The 15,840-nt window shown below is 64.6% G+C and carries 14 protein-coding genes; 9 read left to right on the forward strand and 5 right to left on the reverse strand.

All coding sequences use genetic code 11. The annotated features are described in order from the left end of the window. Positions 1 to 48: 48 nt before the first annotated feature. The 7 genes from E6X30_RS03840 to E6X30_RS03870 all read left to right on the forward strand — a co-directional run bounded on the left by E6X30_RS03840 (position 49) and on the right by E6X30_RS03870 (position 8,233). Positions 49 to 1,017 carry a carbohydrate ABC transporter permease gene (locus E6X30_RS03840; protein WP_016664252.1) on the forward strand — a complete coding sequence of 323 codons (969 nt, stop codon included), beginning with the start codon at positions 49 to 51 and terminating at the stop codon, positions 1,015 to 1,017. Then, positions 1,014 to 1,880 carry a carbohydrate ABC transporter permease gene (locus E6X30_RS03845; protein WP_016664251.1) on the forward strand — a complete coding sequence of 289 codons (867 nt, stop codon included), beginning with the start codon at positions 1,014 to 1,016 and terminating at the stop codon, positions 1,878 to 1,880. The genes E6X30_RS03840 and E6X30_RS03845 overlap by 4 nt, the downstream gene beginning before the upstream one ends. A gap of 9 nt (positions 1,881 to 1,889) precedes the next feature. Next, entirely contained in the window at positions 1,890 to 3,389 is a 1,500-nt protein-coding gene (locus E6X30_RS03850; protein WP_016664250.1) for a glycoside hydrolase family 3 N-terminal domain-containing protein, read from the forward strand. Beyond that, complete coding sequence (locus E6X30_RS03855) at positions 3,386 to 4,609, forward strand: anhydro-N-acetylmuramic acid kinase (protein WP_016664249.1); 1,224 nt, start codon at positions 3,386 to 3,388, stop codon at positions 4,607 to 4,609. The genes E6X30_RS03850 and E6X30_RS03855 overlap by 4 nt, the downstream gene beginning before the upstream one ends. After that, complete coding sequence (gene murQ, locus E6X30_RS03860; protein WP_016664248.1) at positions 4,602 to 5,600, forward strand: N-acetylmuramic acid 6-phosphate etherase; 999 nt, start codon at positions 4,602 to 4,604, stop codon at positions 5,598 to 5,600. Before E6X30_RS03855 ends, murQ begins: the two co-directional genes overlap by 8 nt. 10 nt (positions 5,601 to 5,610) lie before the next feature. Next, complete coding sequence (locus E6X30_RS03865) at positions 5,611 to 6,522, forward strand: MurR/RpiR family transcriptional regulator (protein WP_016664247.1); 912 nt, start codon at positions 5,611 to 5,613, stop codon at positions 6,520 to 6,522. A 130-nt stretch (positions 6,523 to 6,652) separates the two neighbouring features. Further along, positions 6,653 to 8,233 (forward strand): family 10 glycosylhydrolase, encoded by a 1,581-nt coding sequence (locus tag E6X30_RS03870; protein ID WP_316335763.1) that lies wholly within the window; start codon positions 6,653 to 6,655, stop codon positions 8,231 to 8,233. A gap of 103 nt (positions 8,234 to 8,336) precedes the next feature. Here E6X30_RS03870 and E6X30_RS03875 read toward each other — a convergent pair whose 3' ends face one another. The 5 genes from E6X30_RS03875 to E6X30_RS03895 are packed head-to-tail and all read right to left on the reverse strand — an operon-like array spanning position 8,337 to position 11,977. After that, complete coding sequence (locus E6X30_RS03875; protein ID WP_016664245.1) at positions 8,337 to 9,305, reverse strand: isoaspartyl peptidase/L-asparaginase family protein; 969 nt, start codon at positions 9,303 to 9,305, stop codon at positions 8,337 to 8,339. Positions 9,306 to 9,326: 21 nt separating this feature from the next. Beyond that, entirely contained in the window at positions 9,327 to 9,827 is a 501-nt protein-coding gene (locus E6X30_RS03880) for a GNAT family N-acetyltransferase (RefSeq protein ID WP_083286347.1), read from the reverse strand. Position 9,828: 1 nt separating this feature from the next. Further along, positions 9,829 to 10,836 carry an Fpg/Nei family DNA glycosylase gene (locus tag E6X30_RS03885; protein ID WP_016664243.1) on the reverse strand — a complete coding sequence of 336 codons (1,008 nt, stop codon included), beginning with the start codon at positions 10,834 to 10,836 and terminating at the stop codon, positions 9,829 to 9,831. Between the two features lie 17 nt (positions 10,837 to 10,853). After that, the gene (locus E6X30_RS03890) at positions 10,854 to 11,318 is read right to left on the reverse strand and encodes a ribose-5-phosphate isomerase (RefSeq protein ID WP_016664242.1); all 465 of its coding nucleotides are present in this window, start codon (positions 11,316 to 11,318) and stop codon (positions 10,854 to 10,856) included. Between the two features lie 38 nt (positions 11,319 to 11,356). Beyond that, positions 11,357 to 11,977, reverse strand: coding sequence for a hypothetical protein (locus tag E6X30_RS03895; RefSeq protein ID WP_016664241.1), 621 nt, complete (start codon positions 11,975 to 11,977; stop codon positions 11,357 to 11,359). A gap of 124 nt (positions 11,978 to 12,101) precedes the next feature. Here E6X30_RS03895 and E6X30_RS03900 point away from each other — a divergent pair, with 124 nt between their 5' ends. After that, on the forward strand, positions 12,102 to 13,865 hold the full coding sequence (locus E6X30_RS03900; protein ID WP_172620175.1) for an ABC transporter ATP-binding protein: 1,764 nt from the start codon (positions 12,102 to 12,104) through the stop codon (positions 13,863 to 13,865). Further along, on the forward strand, positions 13,862 to 15,709 hold the full coding sequence (locus tag E6X30_RS03905; RefSeq protein ID WP_016664239.1) for an ABC transporter ATP-binding protein: 1,848 nt from the start codon (positions 13,862 to 13,864) through the stop codon (positions 15,707 to 15,709). The genes E6X30_RS03900 and E6X30_RS03905 overlap by 4 nt, the downstream gene beginning before the upstream one ends. Positions 15,710 to 15,840: the final 131 nt, after the last annotated feature.

A 15,840-nucleotide genomic window follows, 5' to 3' on the forward strand; every position in this document is an offset into this window, starting at 1 on the left:
CTGAGGGCTGGGTCCCGAGCCCCCAGCCCACGTTCGAAAGCTTCCTCGATGACCACCATGAACGACACTCACGAGAGTGCGCTGCCCCCGGCTGACACGAGCCGCTCGTCACGACTGTCGATGTGGGCGCGCCGACACCTGCCGCCGTGGCTGCTCCTCGCACCCGGGCTCCTCACGCTCGCGGTCCTGTTGATCTTCCCCCTGTTTCGCGTATTCGACCTCTCGCTTCAGGACTACGGCCTGCGTAACCTGCTGAAGGGCACCACCAACTACGTGGGCTTCGCCAACTATTCGGCGATCCTCAGCGACCCGCATCTGTGGACAACCGTGCTTCCCAACACCGTCGGATTTGCGGCCGTGTGCGTGGTGCTGACGATGCTCGTGGGCGTTGCCGTTGCGCTGTTTCTCAATACGCTCTCGCTCACGTGGCGCAACATCTGCATCGGCGCGATCATGGTCGCGTGGGCCGTTCCCGCGCTTACCGGCACCTACGTGTTTGTGTGGCTTTTCGACCCCACGAGCGGGTTCGTGGCGAGCGTCCTTGAATCACTCGGGCTTTTCACTCCGGGCAGTGCCAACTGGTGGGATTCTCGCCTCGCGTTTTACGGAATTGCCGCGCTCAACGTCGTGTACCACGGCTTTCCCTTTATCGCCGTGACGACCCTCGCCGGTCTCCTCACGATCCCGGAGTCCCTGTATGAGGCCGCGAAGGTCGATGGCGCGAGTGCGTTCAAGCGCTTCACGAACGTCACCATCCCGATGATCCGCCCGATCCTCGCCGTGTGCATCATCTTGTCGACGATTTGGGACTTCAAGGTTTTCACGCAGATCTATCTCATGCCCGGCGGTGATGGGTCGAACCGACACATGATGAACCTCGGCGTGTGGTCCTACACCGAATCGTTTGGGCAAGGGAAATACGGTATGGGCTCTGCTATCGCGGTGCTTCTCACTCTCGTCCTTCTCGCGATCTCCGTGGTCTACATGCGCGCACTCATGAAGGAGGATGAACTGTGAGCACCACCGCTCCCACCGGCGCCACACCCGCCAATAAGAAGAACCCGCTTCGCCCCGCAAATATCGCGAAGGCTCTCGGCATCGCCCTTCTGCTCCTCTACGCGCTCTTCCCGTTTTACTGGATGCTCACGACCGCGGTCGATACGCACGCCAACTCGCGCGGCGCGGGCATTCTTCCCACGAGCTTCACGCTCGACCACTTTAAAACCGTCCTGATCGACGCGAACTTCTTCGAGTACATCAAGGTCTCGCTCATCGTCGCGGCCGGCACCGTACTCCTGTCGGGCGCAATCGCGCTGTTCGCCGCGATTGGCGTCGCCCGCTACCGCTTCCGCCTTCGCACCGTCGTGCTCGTTCTCGTGCTCATGGTGCAGATGGTGCCGCTCGAGGCTCTCGTGATACCGCTGTTCCTCCAGGCGCGCACCCTCAACATGCTCAACTCGCTCCTCGGGCTCGTGATCGTCTATCTTGCCTTCTCGCTTCCGTTCGCGATTTGGAACCTCAAGGGTTTCGTCGCCGCGGTCCCGAAGGAACTTGAGGAAGCCGCCTACATCGATGGCGCCGGATGGTTCAGGATGTTCTTCTCGATTCTCCTGCCGCTCGTCGCCCCCGGTCTCGTCGCCACGAGCGTGTTCGCGTTCATCACCGCGTGGAACGAGTTCATTTTTGCCCTCACGTTTATGACGGACTCGTCGAAGTACACGGTAGGCGTTGGTCTGCGGACGTTCTTCACGCAGAACACGGCCGACTGGGGGCCGATTATGGCCGCCTCGACCATCATCGCGCTTCCCGTTGTGATCTTCTTCGTCCTCGTTCAGCGCCAGCTGTCGTCGGGGCTCACGGCAGGCGCGGTCAAAGGTTAGAAGGTGACCATGTCTCAGTCTCGTTTTGATGCCGATGCTCTCGCCCCGCTTCTCGCGTCTTTTCCCGGCACGGACGTCCCTGAATGGCTCGCGCAGGCGCTCGAGGCCGGACTCGGCGGTGTGTGCCTGTTCGGGTACAACACGCCGAATACGCGCGAGGCCCAAAGGCTTATCGCCCAGGTGCGTGAGGCGAGTTGCACAGAGCCGATCGTCACGATCGACGAGGAGGGCGGCGACGTCACTCGGCTCTATGCGGCGCGCGGCGGCGCGTTTCCAGCAGCCCGTGGTTTCGGGGACATCGATGATCCCGAGCTTTCACGCGAATACGGCGAGGCCATCGGGCGGGTTCTCGCCGCGATTGGCGTACGCATGAACTTCGCCCCCGTCGCAGACGTCAACACGAATCCTTCCAATCCCGTGATCGGTGCCCGCAGTTTCGGCACGTCGCCGGGGCCGGTCGCGCGGCATGCGCGGGCGGTATGCGAGGGGCTTTCGCACGCGGGGGTGCTGAGCTGTGCGAAGCATTTTCCCGGGCACGGAGACACTGCGGTTGATTCGCACCTGGGGGTTCCGACGGTCGCCCTGTCGCTCGAGGACGCCCTCGCCCAGCACGTCGCGGCCTTCCGCGAGCTCGGCAGCGCGCCCGATGCCCTCATGACGGGCCACATGTGTGTGCCGTCGCTCGGTGATGGGCCCGCGACGATTGCCCCGTGGTCGTATGCTCTTGCTGCGCAGATCAACCCCGATGCACTCCTCGTGACCGATGCTCTCGACATGGGGGCGATCACCGAATCGGTGGGCTACGCGGAGGCAACCGTGCGGGCGCTTGAGGCAGGCGCGCACCTGCTGTGTCTTGGGACGTCGATCCGGCGCGATGGCGAGAACATGCTTGTCGAGGCCCACGACGCGATCGCTGAGGCTATTCGTTCGGGGCGGCTCGATCGCGGTGAGCTGCGCTCGCGCGCCGAGCGCGTGCGCACGACATTCGCGGGCCGCGCGAGCGCGTCTGCGTGCACCGCGGAGGCACTCGAGAGTGCGGAGGCTCATCTCGAGGCAGTTGGCGAGCGTGCCTCTCGACGTGCGGTGCGGTGGGCACTCGAGTCGTCGCCTGTCGCGGGCCACGTTTCGACCGCAGCCATCGTCGATGCGCGTTTCGCGCACGATTACGCGGCGGGTAAAGGGCGCACCTTCCTCGCGCCGGTACTCGAGCATCGAGATATTCGTCTTCTGCCCGCAGACCCGCCGCCGGGCTACGAAAGCCCGCAGGTGACGTTCGTGCTCACGCGGCTTGGCTCGGCGAGTGACGCGGAAACGGCTCGTCTCGATCAGGCCGCCGCGAATGCACACGAGTTGGGCTCGCGCCTGATCGTCCTTCACACGGGTGTTCCGGAAACGGCACCGCTCCCCCACACGCTCTCATCGCCCGCAGCCGTTCTTCTCACCTATGGTGCGAGTCGGGGCGTCATGAACGCCGCAGCCGATCTCGCTCTGAGAGAGGTCGCGCGATGAGGATCCTCGGTCTCATGACGGGCACGTCGGTTGATTCGGCGGATTTCGCCCTCGTCGATTTCTCCCGCGACGGCGACGTGCTTCACGCACGTGTGAAGAGCTCGGGTGAGCACCCGTGGCCCGAAGCCCTTCGCGGCCGCGTCCTCGAGGCCGTGACCAGTGCGAGTGTTCCCTCGCTCGCAGAGCTCACACTGCTCGATGCGCACGTTGGCGAGTTCCTCGCTGGCGTCGTTACAAGCGTGCGCGACGATGCCCGCGAACGCGGATCCGACGCACCACTCGATCTTGTCGTCTCGCCCGGACAAACGCTCTTTCACAACGTCGAGGGCGGGCGCACCCTCGCGACCCTCGCCATTGGGGATGCCTCCCGTATCCACGCTGCAACCGGGATTGCGGCGCTGAGCACCGTGCGCAGCGCCGACATCGCCCGTGACGGGACCGGCGCGCCACTCGCCCCTCTCCTCGACCAACTCCTGCTCGGCCCCGACGGCGGATGCGCGGTGAACATCGGTGGGATAGCCAATACGACGCTGTGCACCCCGGCAGCCGTCGGACCAACCGCTCCCCCGCTCGTGCGCGCGGGCGACACGGGCCCCGGTAACGGGCTCATTGACGCGGCCGCCGCCCTTCGCACGGGAACGGCGTGCGATACGGATGGCGCCCGAGCCGCCGCCGGACGCGTGCACGACACTCTTCTTTCATCGCTGCTCGCCGACCCTTACTTCGCGCTTCCCTTTCCGAAGTCCACGGGCAGGGAGTATTTTTCGCCGGCGTGGCTCGATGCTCGCGCACGCGAAGCGGGCATCGACCTGGACGTGCTTAGCACGGAAAACCTGCTCGCGACGCTCACGGAACTCACTGCCCGTACACTCGCCGATGCGCTCAAGGCCGAAGTGGGGCACGAGCCTCGCACGCGCCTTCACGTGACCGGCGGCGGCGCCCACAACCCGACCCTCATGGCCCGCATCGAAGCCCTCCTACCCGGATGTACGGTGACTACGGGGCCGCTTGGCGGCCTCGACCCCGACATCAAAGAGGCGTTCCTCATGGCCCTCATCGGCTACTACTCTGCGCACGGCCTGCCCGGTGCTCTGATCGATGCCACCGGCGCGACAGAGCCCGCTGTCCTCGGTCAGCTCACCCCGCCGCACGCGCTGCGCACCGTCCCGCTTTCGACAACCGCACCCCGCCAACTTCTCGTGGAGGATTCCCGTGACTGATTCACAAGGCCCGCTCACTCCGCTCGTCCAGGTGCACTCGCCTACAGAAGAGCGCAATCCCCGCTCGCGCGACATCGATACGCTCGCATCCGAGCAAGTTGTCTCGCGCATCCTCGCGGAAGATGCCACGGTCGTCGCGGCCGTGCAAGCACTGACCCACGAGATCGCGCGCTTGACCGACCTGTGCGTGGACGCTCTCACGAACGGGGGCCGCGTGCACTACGTTGGCGCGGGCACCTCGGGCAGGCTCGGGGTTCTCGACGCAGTCGAACTTCTGCCCACCTATAACGCTGACTCCGACATGTTCGTCGCGCATCTCGCGGGCGGAGATGGCGCGATGATGAAAGCTGTCGAGGGCGCCGAAGACAGCGAAGAACTCGGCGCGAGTGTCATTGCGGACCACGCGGGTGAGCACGACGTTATCGTGGGCCTTGCCGCGAGCGGCCGCACCCCGTACGTGAAAGGCGCCCTTGCGGCGGCCCGCGAGCGCGGGCTCGCGACAGCGCTCGTGAGCGCGAACCCGAATGCGCCGCTCGCGGCGCTTGCCGATGTGCCGCTTCTCGTGAACACTGGCCCCGAGGTTGTCACGGGGTCGACCCGCATGAAGGCTGCGACCGCGCAAAAGGTGCTCCTCAACGCCCTGTCGACGTCGGTGATGGTGCGTCTCGGCAAGACCTTCGAGAACCTCATGATCGATGTTCGCGCGACGAATGAGAAGCTCGTGGCGCGCACGGTGCGCATCGTGCGCGAAGCAACGGGTGCGAGTGAAGACGACGCGCGCGCGGCACTTGGCGCGACCGAGAACAACCTGCGCGCTGCCCTCGTGCTCCTCCTCGCTGGAGCTCCGCTTGAGCACGCTCCGGAGGCCCTCGAGGTGCTCGCGCAGTTCCCGCCTTCTGCCACACGCCCGGGGGATGCCTCGGGGATTCGTTCGGCAAGCGAAGCCTTGCGCGCCCGCGTGGGCTCTCCGACGGTCGCCGAGGAACGATAGGCACCCCACCATGACCGCCGAAGACTTCCAGCGCCCACCGGCACGTGTCCTCGATGCTCTCGAGGATGCCGCCAAGAGCGAGTCGCGCACCCTCGCGCGCGCGAGCCGCTACCTCTTGGATCACCCCGACGAGGCCCTCGCTCGGCCCATTGCCGAGATCGCCGCGGCCTCTCGCACGTCGCCCGCGAGCATCGTGCGGCTCGCCACGAGCCTCGGCTTCAGCGGCTTTAGGGAGTTGAGGGCCGCGTTCCGTGAAGACCTGGCGTTTTCGCGCGGGCGCGCGACAACCATCGCGGGAGGCGATGAGCGTGCCGCGAGCGCGCTTGCCGCCGACATCGATCCGCAGGACTCTCTCGAAGCGGTCGTCAAGAAGGTGGCGTTTGCCGATTCGCGCGCGGTTGCCGATACCGCCGATGCCGTGAGCATCAGCGAACTCGAGCGTGCGCGGACGTTGTGCACGAGGGCCCGCCAGGTAGTCACGTTCGGCGTGGGGGCCTCCGCGTTTGCGGCGATGGACCTCGAACAAAAACTCGCTCGCATCGGTATGCGCGCCACGAGCTACGTGGATGCGCACCAGGCCTTGCCTGCGGCGTCGCTCATGGGCGACGGTGATGTCGCGGTCGGTATTTCGCACTCCGGCGAAACGCTCGACATTCTTGATTCGCTCGCGATTGCGCAGGATGCGGGCGCAGCCACGATCGCGATTACGAATGCACCGTCGAGTGAGATCGCCCGCCTTGCCGATATCACGCTGCTGACTCACGCCCACGAGTCGGAGCTGCGCTCGGGAGCGACGGCTTCAAGGATTGCGCAGCTTACCGTCGTAGATTTCCTCTTTGTCGCCATTGCGCAAATGCGCATGGACGAGGCTCACGAGGCGCTCGCGCGCACGTATTCCGCGGTCTCGGCAAGGAGGCGGTAACCTACTCCACCGACGTTCCAGGCCCTCCGTCCAGGGTGCAACACCTCTGCATCGTCAGGGACGGGGCCCTTGACGGGGACACTAAGTCGTTTTTCGTCATGCTCACGAGATTCTCAACGAGGAGACCCCTATGACTAACCTTTCACGTCGTTCATTCGTCACGCTTTCCGGCGCCGCCAGCGCGGGCGCCTTCGTCGCCGCGATCGGTGCGGTCCCGGCCGTCGCGTCGCCTTCACCGCAGGGGCCGAGCGCCTCCGACGCAGCAGTGGCCCCACGCACACGCGAGTTTCGCGCGATGTGGATCGCCTCCACCGACAATATTGACTACCCGAGCCGCACCGGCCTCAGTGTCGAGGAATCCAAAGCGGAATTTATCGCGTGGCTTGATCTGGCGAAGGAGCTCAACCTCAACGCGGTGATTTCTCAGATCCGCCCTGCTGCCGATGCCTTCTGGCCCTCGCCGTATGAACCGTGGTCGCATTTCCTCACGGGCGAGCAGGGGAAGGATCCGGGGTTTGACCCCCTCGCATTCCAGATCGAGGAGGCCCACAAGCGCAACCTTGAGTTCCACGCGTGGTACAACCCGTTCCGGGTGTCGATGACCGAATCCGTCGATCACCTTGTCCCCGACCACCCCGCACTCGTCAACGAGGGGTGGGCATGGGCGTACGGCACGAAGACCTATTTCGATCCGGGTATCCCTGAGGTTCGAGAGCACTCGCTGCGCGCGATCATGCATTCGGTCGAGCATTACGACATCGATGCGGTCCACTTCGACGACTACTTCTATCCGTACAAGGTTGAAGGCAAGGACTACCCGGACCAGGCGACCTATGAGCGCTACTCAGATGGCACGTCGTCGCTTGATGATTGGCGTCGCGAGAACATCACGATCTTTATCCGCGAGATGCGGGAGAGGATCCGCTCGTGCAAGCCGTGGGTGAAGTTCGGGATCAGTCCGTTCGGCATTTGGCGCAAGAACACGAGCGATCCCGCCGGTTCTGCTACGAGCGGGTCGGAGAGCTACGAGATCATTTGCGCGGATTCGCGCGCGTGGGTCAAGGATGGCCTCGTCGACTACATCAATCCGCAGATCTACTGGCCGATCGGGCTCGAGGTCGCCGACTACGCGGCACTCGTTCCCTGGTGGAACGATGTCGTCGAGGGCACAGACGTCGCACTCTACATTGGCCAAGCGATGTACAAGCAGGCCTCGGGCGCAATCGAGGATCCGGAAGAGATGGCACGCCACCTCGACTTCAATCGCGACTACCCACGTGTCGAGGGCGATGTGTACTTCTCGGCGAAGTCAGTACGTGATGAGCGAGACGGTGCGATGGGCGAGGTTGTTCGCCGCCACTACGCACATCCCGCGATCGTGCCTGTCATCGCTCACATGGGAGGTGCCGCGCCGCGCACGCCGAACGGCCTCAAGGTGCGCTGCTCGCGCGGCAACGCCGTGGTCGAGTTCAATCGCCACCCTCATTCTGAGGCGACGAGTTTCGCGATCTACCGGGTCTCGGGTGCGCGATTCAATCCCGCCGAACTCGCAGATGGCCGCAACCTTCTCGCGTGTGTGCGCGCCGATGAGCAGGTCGTGCGCCAGAGCGTTCACGTTGAGGGGGTCGCGGGCGGTGACTGGATCGTCGTGACGGCGCTCGATCGTCTGTGGAACGAGTCTGATCCCTCGAAGCCAACTCGCGCACGCTGACCGGAGCATCTATGCATCTGGATGAGGGTGCAGAAAACGGGCGCATCGCGTCGTTTTCTGCACCCTCGCCGTTTAGAGCGTGCGACGAAGGCGCGATTGTTCACTAGAGGTGGACGCGCACCTCGGCCCCGTCGCGGTACGCCGAAAACATCATGGGCGAGTTATGAGCGATGACCATTTCCCCGGTGGGCACCACTGCGATGAGGCCTCCGCTCGAGCCCTTTTCGGTGAGTGTCTCCTCGATGGTGGCCGCAACGGCGGAGGGAAGGTCGCAGCCCGCATACCTCATGCGTGCAGCAACGTCGTAGGCCACAACTCCGCGGAGGAAGGCCTCGCCCTCCCCCGTGCATGACAGCGCCGCGAGTCCATCGCGCGCGTACGTGCCCGCCCCGATCACGGGGGTGTCCCCGATCCGACCGACATCCTGCGCGCTGATTCCTCCGGTCGAGGTTGCGGCGGCGAGGTGGCCGTTCGCATCAAGGGCCACGGCTCCGACGGTGCCGTGCCTCGGGCCGCTCTCACTCTTGTCGAGCAGCCGTCGCAGCTGTGCGAGGCGCCGCTCGGTCACAAACCACTCGGGGTTTGCGACCTCGAGGCTCCACTCACCCACGAGCTGCGCTGGCGGATCGACGATCATGACGTGATCGGTGTGTTCCATGACGGCGCGCGCCGCACGCACCGGGCTCTTGGCATGCCGACTCGCGAGAACGGCCCCCGCGAGACCGCTTGCCCCGTCCATGACCGACGCGTCGAGTTCGGCACGGCCATCTTTCGCGAGCGCCGCGCCACGACCCGCGTTGAACAGCGGGTTCTCCTCGAGCGATTGCACAGCAGCGCAGCACGCCTCGAGGGCGCTTCCGCCGCCCGACAGTACCGCTTCACCGGCCGCGTGTGCCTCGCGCAAACCGCTCTCGTAATCGGCCTGTTCACCGAGCTCGAGAATGCGACCGCCGGCACCACCGTGGATCGCAAGTGCCCACGGCTCGGCGCTCGCCCGGTGAAGCGTAAGGGTGGCTGGTGGCTGGACGTTCTCCTCGCCGGCTGCGCGCGCGGCAGACACACTCGTGTTCATCGTCGCTCCTCCTCGAAACACTTACGGGTGGTGGTACTCCATCGTGTAATGCGCGATCCCAGCTTCGTAGAACTCGTCGCTCACGGTCACGTATCCGAGCGATTCGTACCAGTCTTTGAGGTAGGACTGTCCGTGGATCACGATCTTCTGGGTGCTCTCGCGCTCCTTGCACAGATTGATCGCCGCGGCCATGAGGGCGCCGCCATAGCCGCCACGGCGGGCACTCTTTGCGCACGCGAGGCGACCGATCCTCATGCATCCTTCACCGGGGAACACGCGGATCGTGCCGATCACATCGCCGTCTTTTTCCCACCACACGGTGATGGTGGAATCCTCGCGGTCGAGCCCGTCGAGCTCTTGCTCGCTCGAGACGCCCTGCTCGATGATGAACACGTCCTGGCGGAGTATGCACATCGAGTACACGATCTCGGGATCCATAAAGCTGAGGTGCGACGCCTTGAGGGTGGAACCGTCGGGCCTTTCGGCGAGCACGCGCAGATCAAACTTGGGGTGTGGGGTCATCTCATTCACCCTCCGGAGTGTACGCCCAGCCGGCTGCACTGTTCAGGTCCGTCCACCCGGCCTTGCGAACGCGGCGCCTTTGGCAGCGGGGACACCAGTACAGGGCGCGCCCGGCAAGGTCGGCATCGCGAATGCTCGCCTCGCACAGGCGGCACGGGAACCCCTGACGGTGATACACGTAAAACGACTCCTCGCGAGGAACACTCGCGGGGTCATCATCCCCGTTTTGGTACACGGGAACCGTGCGTTCGTTGAGCTCGCGGTGAATCTTCCGATGCTCGGGCTGCGTCGTGACGATGCGGCCCGTCCGCTCGCCGTACGCCATGAGAGGCACGAGATCCTCCCACAGCGCCTCGATCAGCGGTGTCGTAAGTTCGTTGCCGGGCACGTAAGGGTCGAGCCGCGCGCGAAACAGCAGTTCGGCGCGGTAGATGTTGCCGATGCCCGCGCATACGCGCTGGTCCATGAGGAGCTGACCGATGCTCTGGCGTGATTTCTTGATGCGCCGCACGAACTCACGCGGATCGGCGTCCGAGCGCAGCGGGTCAGGCCCGAGACGTTCGAGCACCGCTTCCCGCTCGGCCTCGTCGATCACGCGGCACTGGTTGGGACCGGTCAGGTCAGCAAGCCCCTCTGCTCCGCGAATGCGGAGCCTGACGTTGACCCCGGGCACAATCGAAGCCCAGGAGCCGTCGGATGTCACCTCAAGTCCCTTGCGGGGCGCACCAATCGCGCGCACTTGATGGAAGCGCTCACTGCCCGCGAATGTCCACGAGCCGTACAACCCCAAGTGAATATGGATGAACCGAAGCGGTTCGGTGTCCTCGTGCGGAGCGAAGCCCATGAAGAGGTGCTTGCCCGCCGCCTCGGCTCGCGCCATGACCCAGCCGTCGAGTTCCGTGGCTCCCGCCTCAAACCGGCCCTGCGGCGACGAAAGCCGCACCCGGGTGTTTCCGAATGCGGCGTTCATCGCGCGTGCGAGCCGGTGAATCGTATGCCCCTCGGGCATCGCTCACCGCCCTTTCGTTAGCGCTCCTGGTACGTGCCAGTCTTCTCGTATTCGGCGATCTTGCCGATGCGTCGCACGTGACGCTCGTCGCCGGAGAATGGTTCGTTCACGAACGTCTCGATAAGGGCGATGAGCTCCTCCTCGCTGTGTTGGCGCGCACCGACCGCGATCACGTTCGCGTCGTTGTGTTCACGCGCAAGCTTCGCTGTCGCCTTATTCCACACGAGTGCCGCACGCACGCCCTGAACCTTGTTCGCGGCGATCTGCTCCCCGTTTCCGGAGCCACCGATCACGATTCCAAGGCTTCCGGGGTCCGCGACGACCGCCTCACCGCAGTCCGAACAAAACGGCGGGTAGTCGTCGAGTGGATCCACCTCGAACGCGCCGTGGTCGATCACCTCGTGTCCCTTACTCTCGAAGACGGAGATGAGCCGGTTCTTGAGGTCATAGCCGGCGTGGTCAGTGGCGATGTGGAGGCGCATGAGCAGCCCTTTCTTCTGGAATCGAAATTGAGGAGGCGTCAGGAAAAGTCGAGGCCGCCGGTGCGGGCCCGCTTGAGCTCGGCGAAGCCGCGCACGGTCGACATTGCTGCGAGACCATCAAGCAAGGCGCCCGCCTCTTCGCCGCGAGGCGCACGGGTAAGCACGGGGCCGAAGTACGCGGTTCCGGAACCGAAGGAGATCACGGGCGTCCCCACGTCGTCGCCCACCATCTTCTGCACCTTCGCTTGTTCCTCTCGCAGCTCACCCTCGTAGGTGCGGCCCTCCCAATGCTCGAGGTACGAGGCATCGATTCCGGCTTCCTCGAGCGATTCGCGTGCAACCTCGAGGTAGTCATCCTTGCGGTCCTGCACGTGGAAGCGCTCGCCCCACGCGGTGTAGAGCTTCGAGAAGGCCTCCTGACCGAGCTCACGCTGCACGGCCATGAAGAGGTGTGCGGGGCTCAGGGTCTGGTCAATGAGGGCGCGGTAGTTCGGGTCGAGATCGCGGCCCTCGTTGAGCACATACAGCGACATGATCGAGAAGCGTGGAGTGAACTCAGGCCGCTCCTTCACGGCGTTGAGCAGCCAGCGGCTCGTCACCCACGCGTACGGGCACGTGGGGTCGATGTAGAGAAGGACTTCGCGATTCGTGGTGCTCACGCGGTACTCCTTTCGTAGCGGATCAATACCGGCCCATTGTGTCAGACGCCACCGTCCGTTTTCCGAGAAGCCGTTGCGGAACCTCGCGTTTCTTCGTTGACTTTAACGGATGAGCGAAAAGCCCATGAGCACTACAAATACCCGTGCTCGCACAAGAGACAAGCGCCATGCTTCGGAGGCCCACCTCAGCCGAACCGAACTTCGTGAGCGCTCGGTGATGCGCGCAATGGTGCGCCGCAATGCGCGCCCACTCACGTGGTTCATGGTGCTCGCGATGGCGAGCGAAGCGATCAACATGTTCATCCCCATCGGGATCGGCCTCGTGATCGACCACGGCATCTTTAAAGCCAATCTTTGGCTCACCGCGGGCGGTGCCGCGGGTCTCGCAGGACTCCTGCTTCTCTCCAACTGGTGCTGGGCGCGATTTTTCGAACCGATCATGGAGATCCGAGCGCGCGAGCAGCACAATCTGCGCCTCGCCGTCACCGCGGCTGCCCTCGACCCCGCGTCCCGACAGATCGATCGCCCCGCAGGGGAAATCCTTTCAATCGCGACCTCGGATGCTGATCGCGCTCCCGATGTCTTCGACATGATGACGTGGGCCGTGCCCGCGTCGATCGCCGTCGTGGGGGCAGGTGTGTGGCTCACGGTCATGAATCCCCTCGTGGGGCTCATCGTTTTTGCGAGCCTCGCCCTGCAGGTGGTGATCTTGCGAGTCGTCACGCCGATTCTCTCCGAAAAGTACGACAACCAGCAGTCACGCGCTGCCGACGCCGCTTCGACCGCAACGGATCTCGTGCACGGCCTTCGCGTACTTCAGGGGCTGGGGGTGCAAACCCGCGCGCGCTCGACTTACCGGGCGCGCTCACGCATCGCACTCGACGCTGCCCTCACGAACGCGCGTTTCTCGGGCCTTTCCGACGGCCTGATGCTCTTTACCTCTTCGATCATGATTGCCGCGGTCGTCGTCGCCTCGGGTACGCTCACGCTCGAGGGCGCGATGTCGGTAGGCGTGTTCATCTCGATTGCGGGTCTCGTGCGTAATCTTTCGGGCATGATGGCGGGGCTCGCGGGCGTTCCCGTGTGGTGGGCGAGCTTCTCGACCTCGGCGCGCCGCATCCGCCACCTCCTGAGCGAAATGGGGCGAAGCATCACCGAGCCCGCGCTCAATTCTCTCGTCAGGGCCGGCTCGCCCGAGGCCCTTTCGGCACGCACGGAGCCCACTGCTCCCCCACGTCTTCCGGGCCTCGGGGAGATTTCCACCCCTCTTCTCGGCACCGTGCGCGATTCTCAGATCGTCGCACTCGTTCCCGAATCCGCTTCCGACGCCCGCCTCGCCCTCATCGAACTTTCTTCGCTCGACATTCCGCGCGAAAGCCTCCTTATCGAGCCGCACGCGGTCGACCTTTTCGATGGCACGCTGCGCGAGCAACTCGACACAAAGCGCCCCGCTCCAGACGCTTCACCCGACACAACGAACGATCCCGATACCTGGGCGCACGCGGCTCTCAAATCCGCAGGCGCAGATGATCTTTTGAGGATCCTGCCCGAGGGGCTCGACACGCGCATCCTTGACCGCGGCGCGAACCTCTCTGGTGGCCAGCGCCAGCGCCTGGCTCTCGCACGCGCACTCGCGGCGGATGTTCCCGTGCTTGTGCTCAACGACCCGACGACCGCGGTCGACGCCGTGACGGAATACAAAATCGCCCAAGGGGTGCGCGAGGCGCGCAAGGTCGAGGACCGCATCACGGTGCTCATCGCGAAGGCTCCGGCGCTTCTAGATCAGGCCGACCGCGTACTCTTCGTGCGAGGCGGCGAGGTAAGCGCCGAAGGCCCCCACCACGAGCTCATGCACGCCGAGGCATACCGGAAGGTGGTGCAACGATGAGCGAAAACGCCACTCGTACGGCAAATAGCGCGAGCGAGGCAGAACGCGACCTGATTGCGTCGATGGAGGCCGAGGGCGACGTTGCGCGCCAGCTTTCACGGCACGCCGAGCTACTCCCGATCGCATCCTTCGGTGAGACCGGCCGATTCGTACTCGGCCGGCTTCGCGACTTCACTCCTCTCGCCCTCGGAATGCTTGCGGCAACCATCATGGCCGCGCTTGCAGGTGCGCTCGGCCCGTACTTCATGGGGCGCGCGGTAGACGTGGTCACGGCCGGAGGAACTACCCAGGCGCTCTGGACCATCGCCGGGATGATCGTCGCAGCGGGCGCCGTACAAGCGCTCGCCTCGGCTCTTTCACGCGCCCTCATCTCGGGACTCGGCCAGCGCCTCCTTGCGGGAATGCGCGAGGACGTCATCGACCGCGCCCTCGATCTACCCACGCAAACGATGGAGCAGGCGGGCATCGGCGACGCACTCTCGAGAGTCGCCGACGACGTCGACGTCACCGCAAAGGCCGTCAACAACATCGTGCCGTGGCTCGTCACGGTGATCTTCCAGATCACGGTGACGTTCATCGCGCTCGTCGTGATCAGCCCGTGGCTGCTCATTCTGGTTGTCGCGATCATTCCCTTTTACGTATGGGCACTGCGCTTTTACCTTCCGCGCACGAACCGCATCTACCGCGTCGAACGCATCGCGAAAGGCGCCCGCGCACAGGGACTGCTCGCGGCGATCAATGGTGCGCCGACCGTGCACGCCTACGGCATCGAAGAGCGCGAGACGCGGCACGTTGGCTCGCTGAGCGCCGCCGCCTACGCGCTCGTGCTGAGGATCTTCCGCCTCATCGTGCAAGTCGTGTGGATCATGATGATCCCCGAAACTCTCGCCGTCATTCTTGTGCTGCTCATCGGGTACGCGACCGTTCAGGCAGGGCTCATGCCGGTGGGGCTCGTGGCCTCAGCGTGCATCTATATCGTGACGCTTTTTTGGCCCCTTCAGTCGCTCATCTTCTCCCTTGACGACGTTCAGTCAGCCGCGGCGAGCCTTACGCGCATGGTGGGGGTCATCACCTCGATCGACCCCGCCGCTTCGCCTGGAGAGGAAACACCCGTGGATGGGTCGATTCGAATCGAAGGCGTCTCGCACGCCTATAGCGATAACGGTCGCATTGTGCTCGCGCCGATCGACCTGACGATTCCGGAAGGCGAGACGGTCGCACTCGTTGGAGCATCCGGTGCGGGCAAATCGACCCTCGCGTCGATCCTTGCGGGAACGCTCACCCCGCGCTGGGGTCGCGTGTTCCACGGCGGCGCCGATCTCGCACACGCCAACCTCGAAGCCGTGCGCTCGCACGCGTCAATCGTGTCGCAGGACGTGCACGTGTTCCACGGAACGCTCCGTGAGGATCTGAGCCTTGCGATCGACGAAGCAAGCGATGACGAGCTGTGGGACGCCCTCGCGCGCGTCAGCGCGGAGGAATGGGCACGACTCCTCCCCAAAGGTCTCGATACCGAGGTCGGGGAGAAAGGCGCGAAACTTTCTGCTGAACAGGGCCAACAGCTCGCGCTCGCACGCATCGTGCTCCAAGACCCGGCGATCCTCATCATGGATGAGGCGACGGCCGATGAAGGCAGTTCAGGCGCGCGAGTGCTCGAACGTGCGGCCCTCGAGGTTGCGCGCGGGCGCACGACGGTCATCGTCGCGCACCGCCTCTCTCAGGCGAGGGAAGCCGACCGGATTTTTGTCATGGACGATGGCAAGGTCGTGGAATCGGGAAGCCACGACGAGCTCGTGGCGCTCGACGGACGGTACGCCGAGCTGTGGAGCGCCTGGTCACGCTAAGGACGCTCCACATTTCAAGGCTGAGACCACCCTCCACCTCATCGTCGGCTTCTGGCGTTCTTTGACGCACCGTGAAGGACGGCACTCGCGTAAGTCGCCCGCGCTCCGGTAGGCTCGGGGCATACTCGTTC

This window comes from Dermabacter sp. (assembly GCF_032550575.1).
GTDB lineage: Bacteria > Actinomycetota > Actinomycetes > Actinomycetales > Dermabacteraceae > Dermabacter > Dermabacter hominis.

Excerpts from the sequence above, each read along its gene's own strand:
- E6X30_RS03900 (WP_172620175.1), top strand. The coding sequence starts at position 12,102 with ATGAGCACTACAAATACCCGTGCTCGCACAAGAGACAAGCGCCATGCT.
- E6X30_RS03870 (WP_316335763.1), top strand. The coding sequence starts at position 6,653 with ATGACTAACCTTTCACGTCGTTCATTCGTCACGCTTTCCGGCGCCGCC.
- E6X30_RS03865 (WP_016664247.1), top strand. The coding sequence starts at position 5,611 with ATGACCGCCGAAGACTTCCAGCGCCCACCGGCACGTGTCCTCGATGCT.
- E6X30_RS03850 (WP_016664250.1), top strand. The coding sequence starts at position 1,890 with ATGTCTCAGTCTCGTTTTGATGCCGATGCTCTCGCCCCGCTTCTCGCG.
- E6X30_RS03905 (WP_016664239.1), top strand. The coding sequence starts at position 13,862 with ATGAGCGAAAACGCCACTCGTACGGCAAATAGCGCGAGCGAGGCAGAA.
- E6X30_RS03875 (WP_016664245.1), bottom strand. The coding sequence starts at position 9,305 with ATGAACACGAGTGTGTCTGCCGCGCGCGCAGCCGGCGAGGAGAACGTC.
- E6X30_RS03880 (WP_083286347.1), bottom strand. The coding sequence starts at position 9,827 with ATGACCCCACACCCCAAGTTTGATCTGCGCGTGCTCGCCGAAAGGCCC.
- E6X30_RS03890 (WP_016664242.1), bottom strand. The coding sequence starts at position 11,318 with ATGCGCCTCCACATCGCCACTGACCACGCCGGCTATGACCTCAAGAAC.
- E6X30_RS03885 (WP_016664243.1), bottom strand. The coding sequence starts at position 10,836 with ATGCCCGAGGGGCATACGATTCACCGGCTCGCACGCGCGATGAACGCC.
- E6X30_RS03855 (WP_016664249.1), top strand. The coding sequence starts at position 3,386 with ATGAGGATCCTCGGTCTCATGACGGGCACGTCGGTTGATTCGGCGGAT.
- E6X30_RS03840 (WP_016664252.1), top strand. The coding sequence starts at position 49 with ATGACCACCATGAACGACACTCACGAGAGTGCGCTGCCCCCGGCTGAC.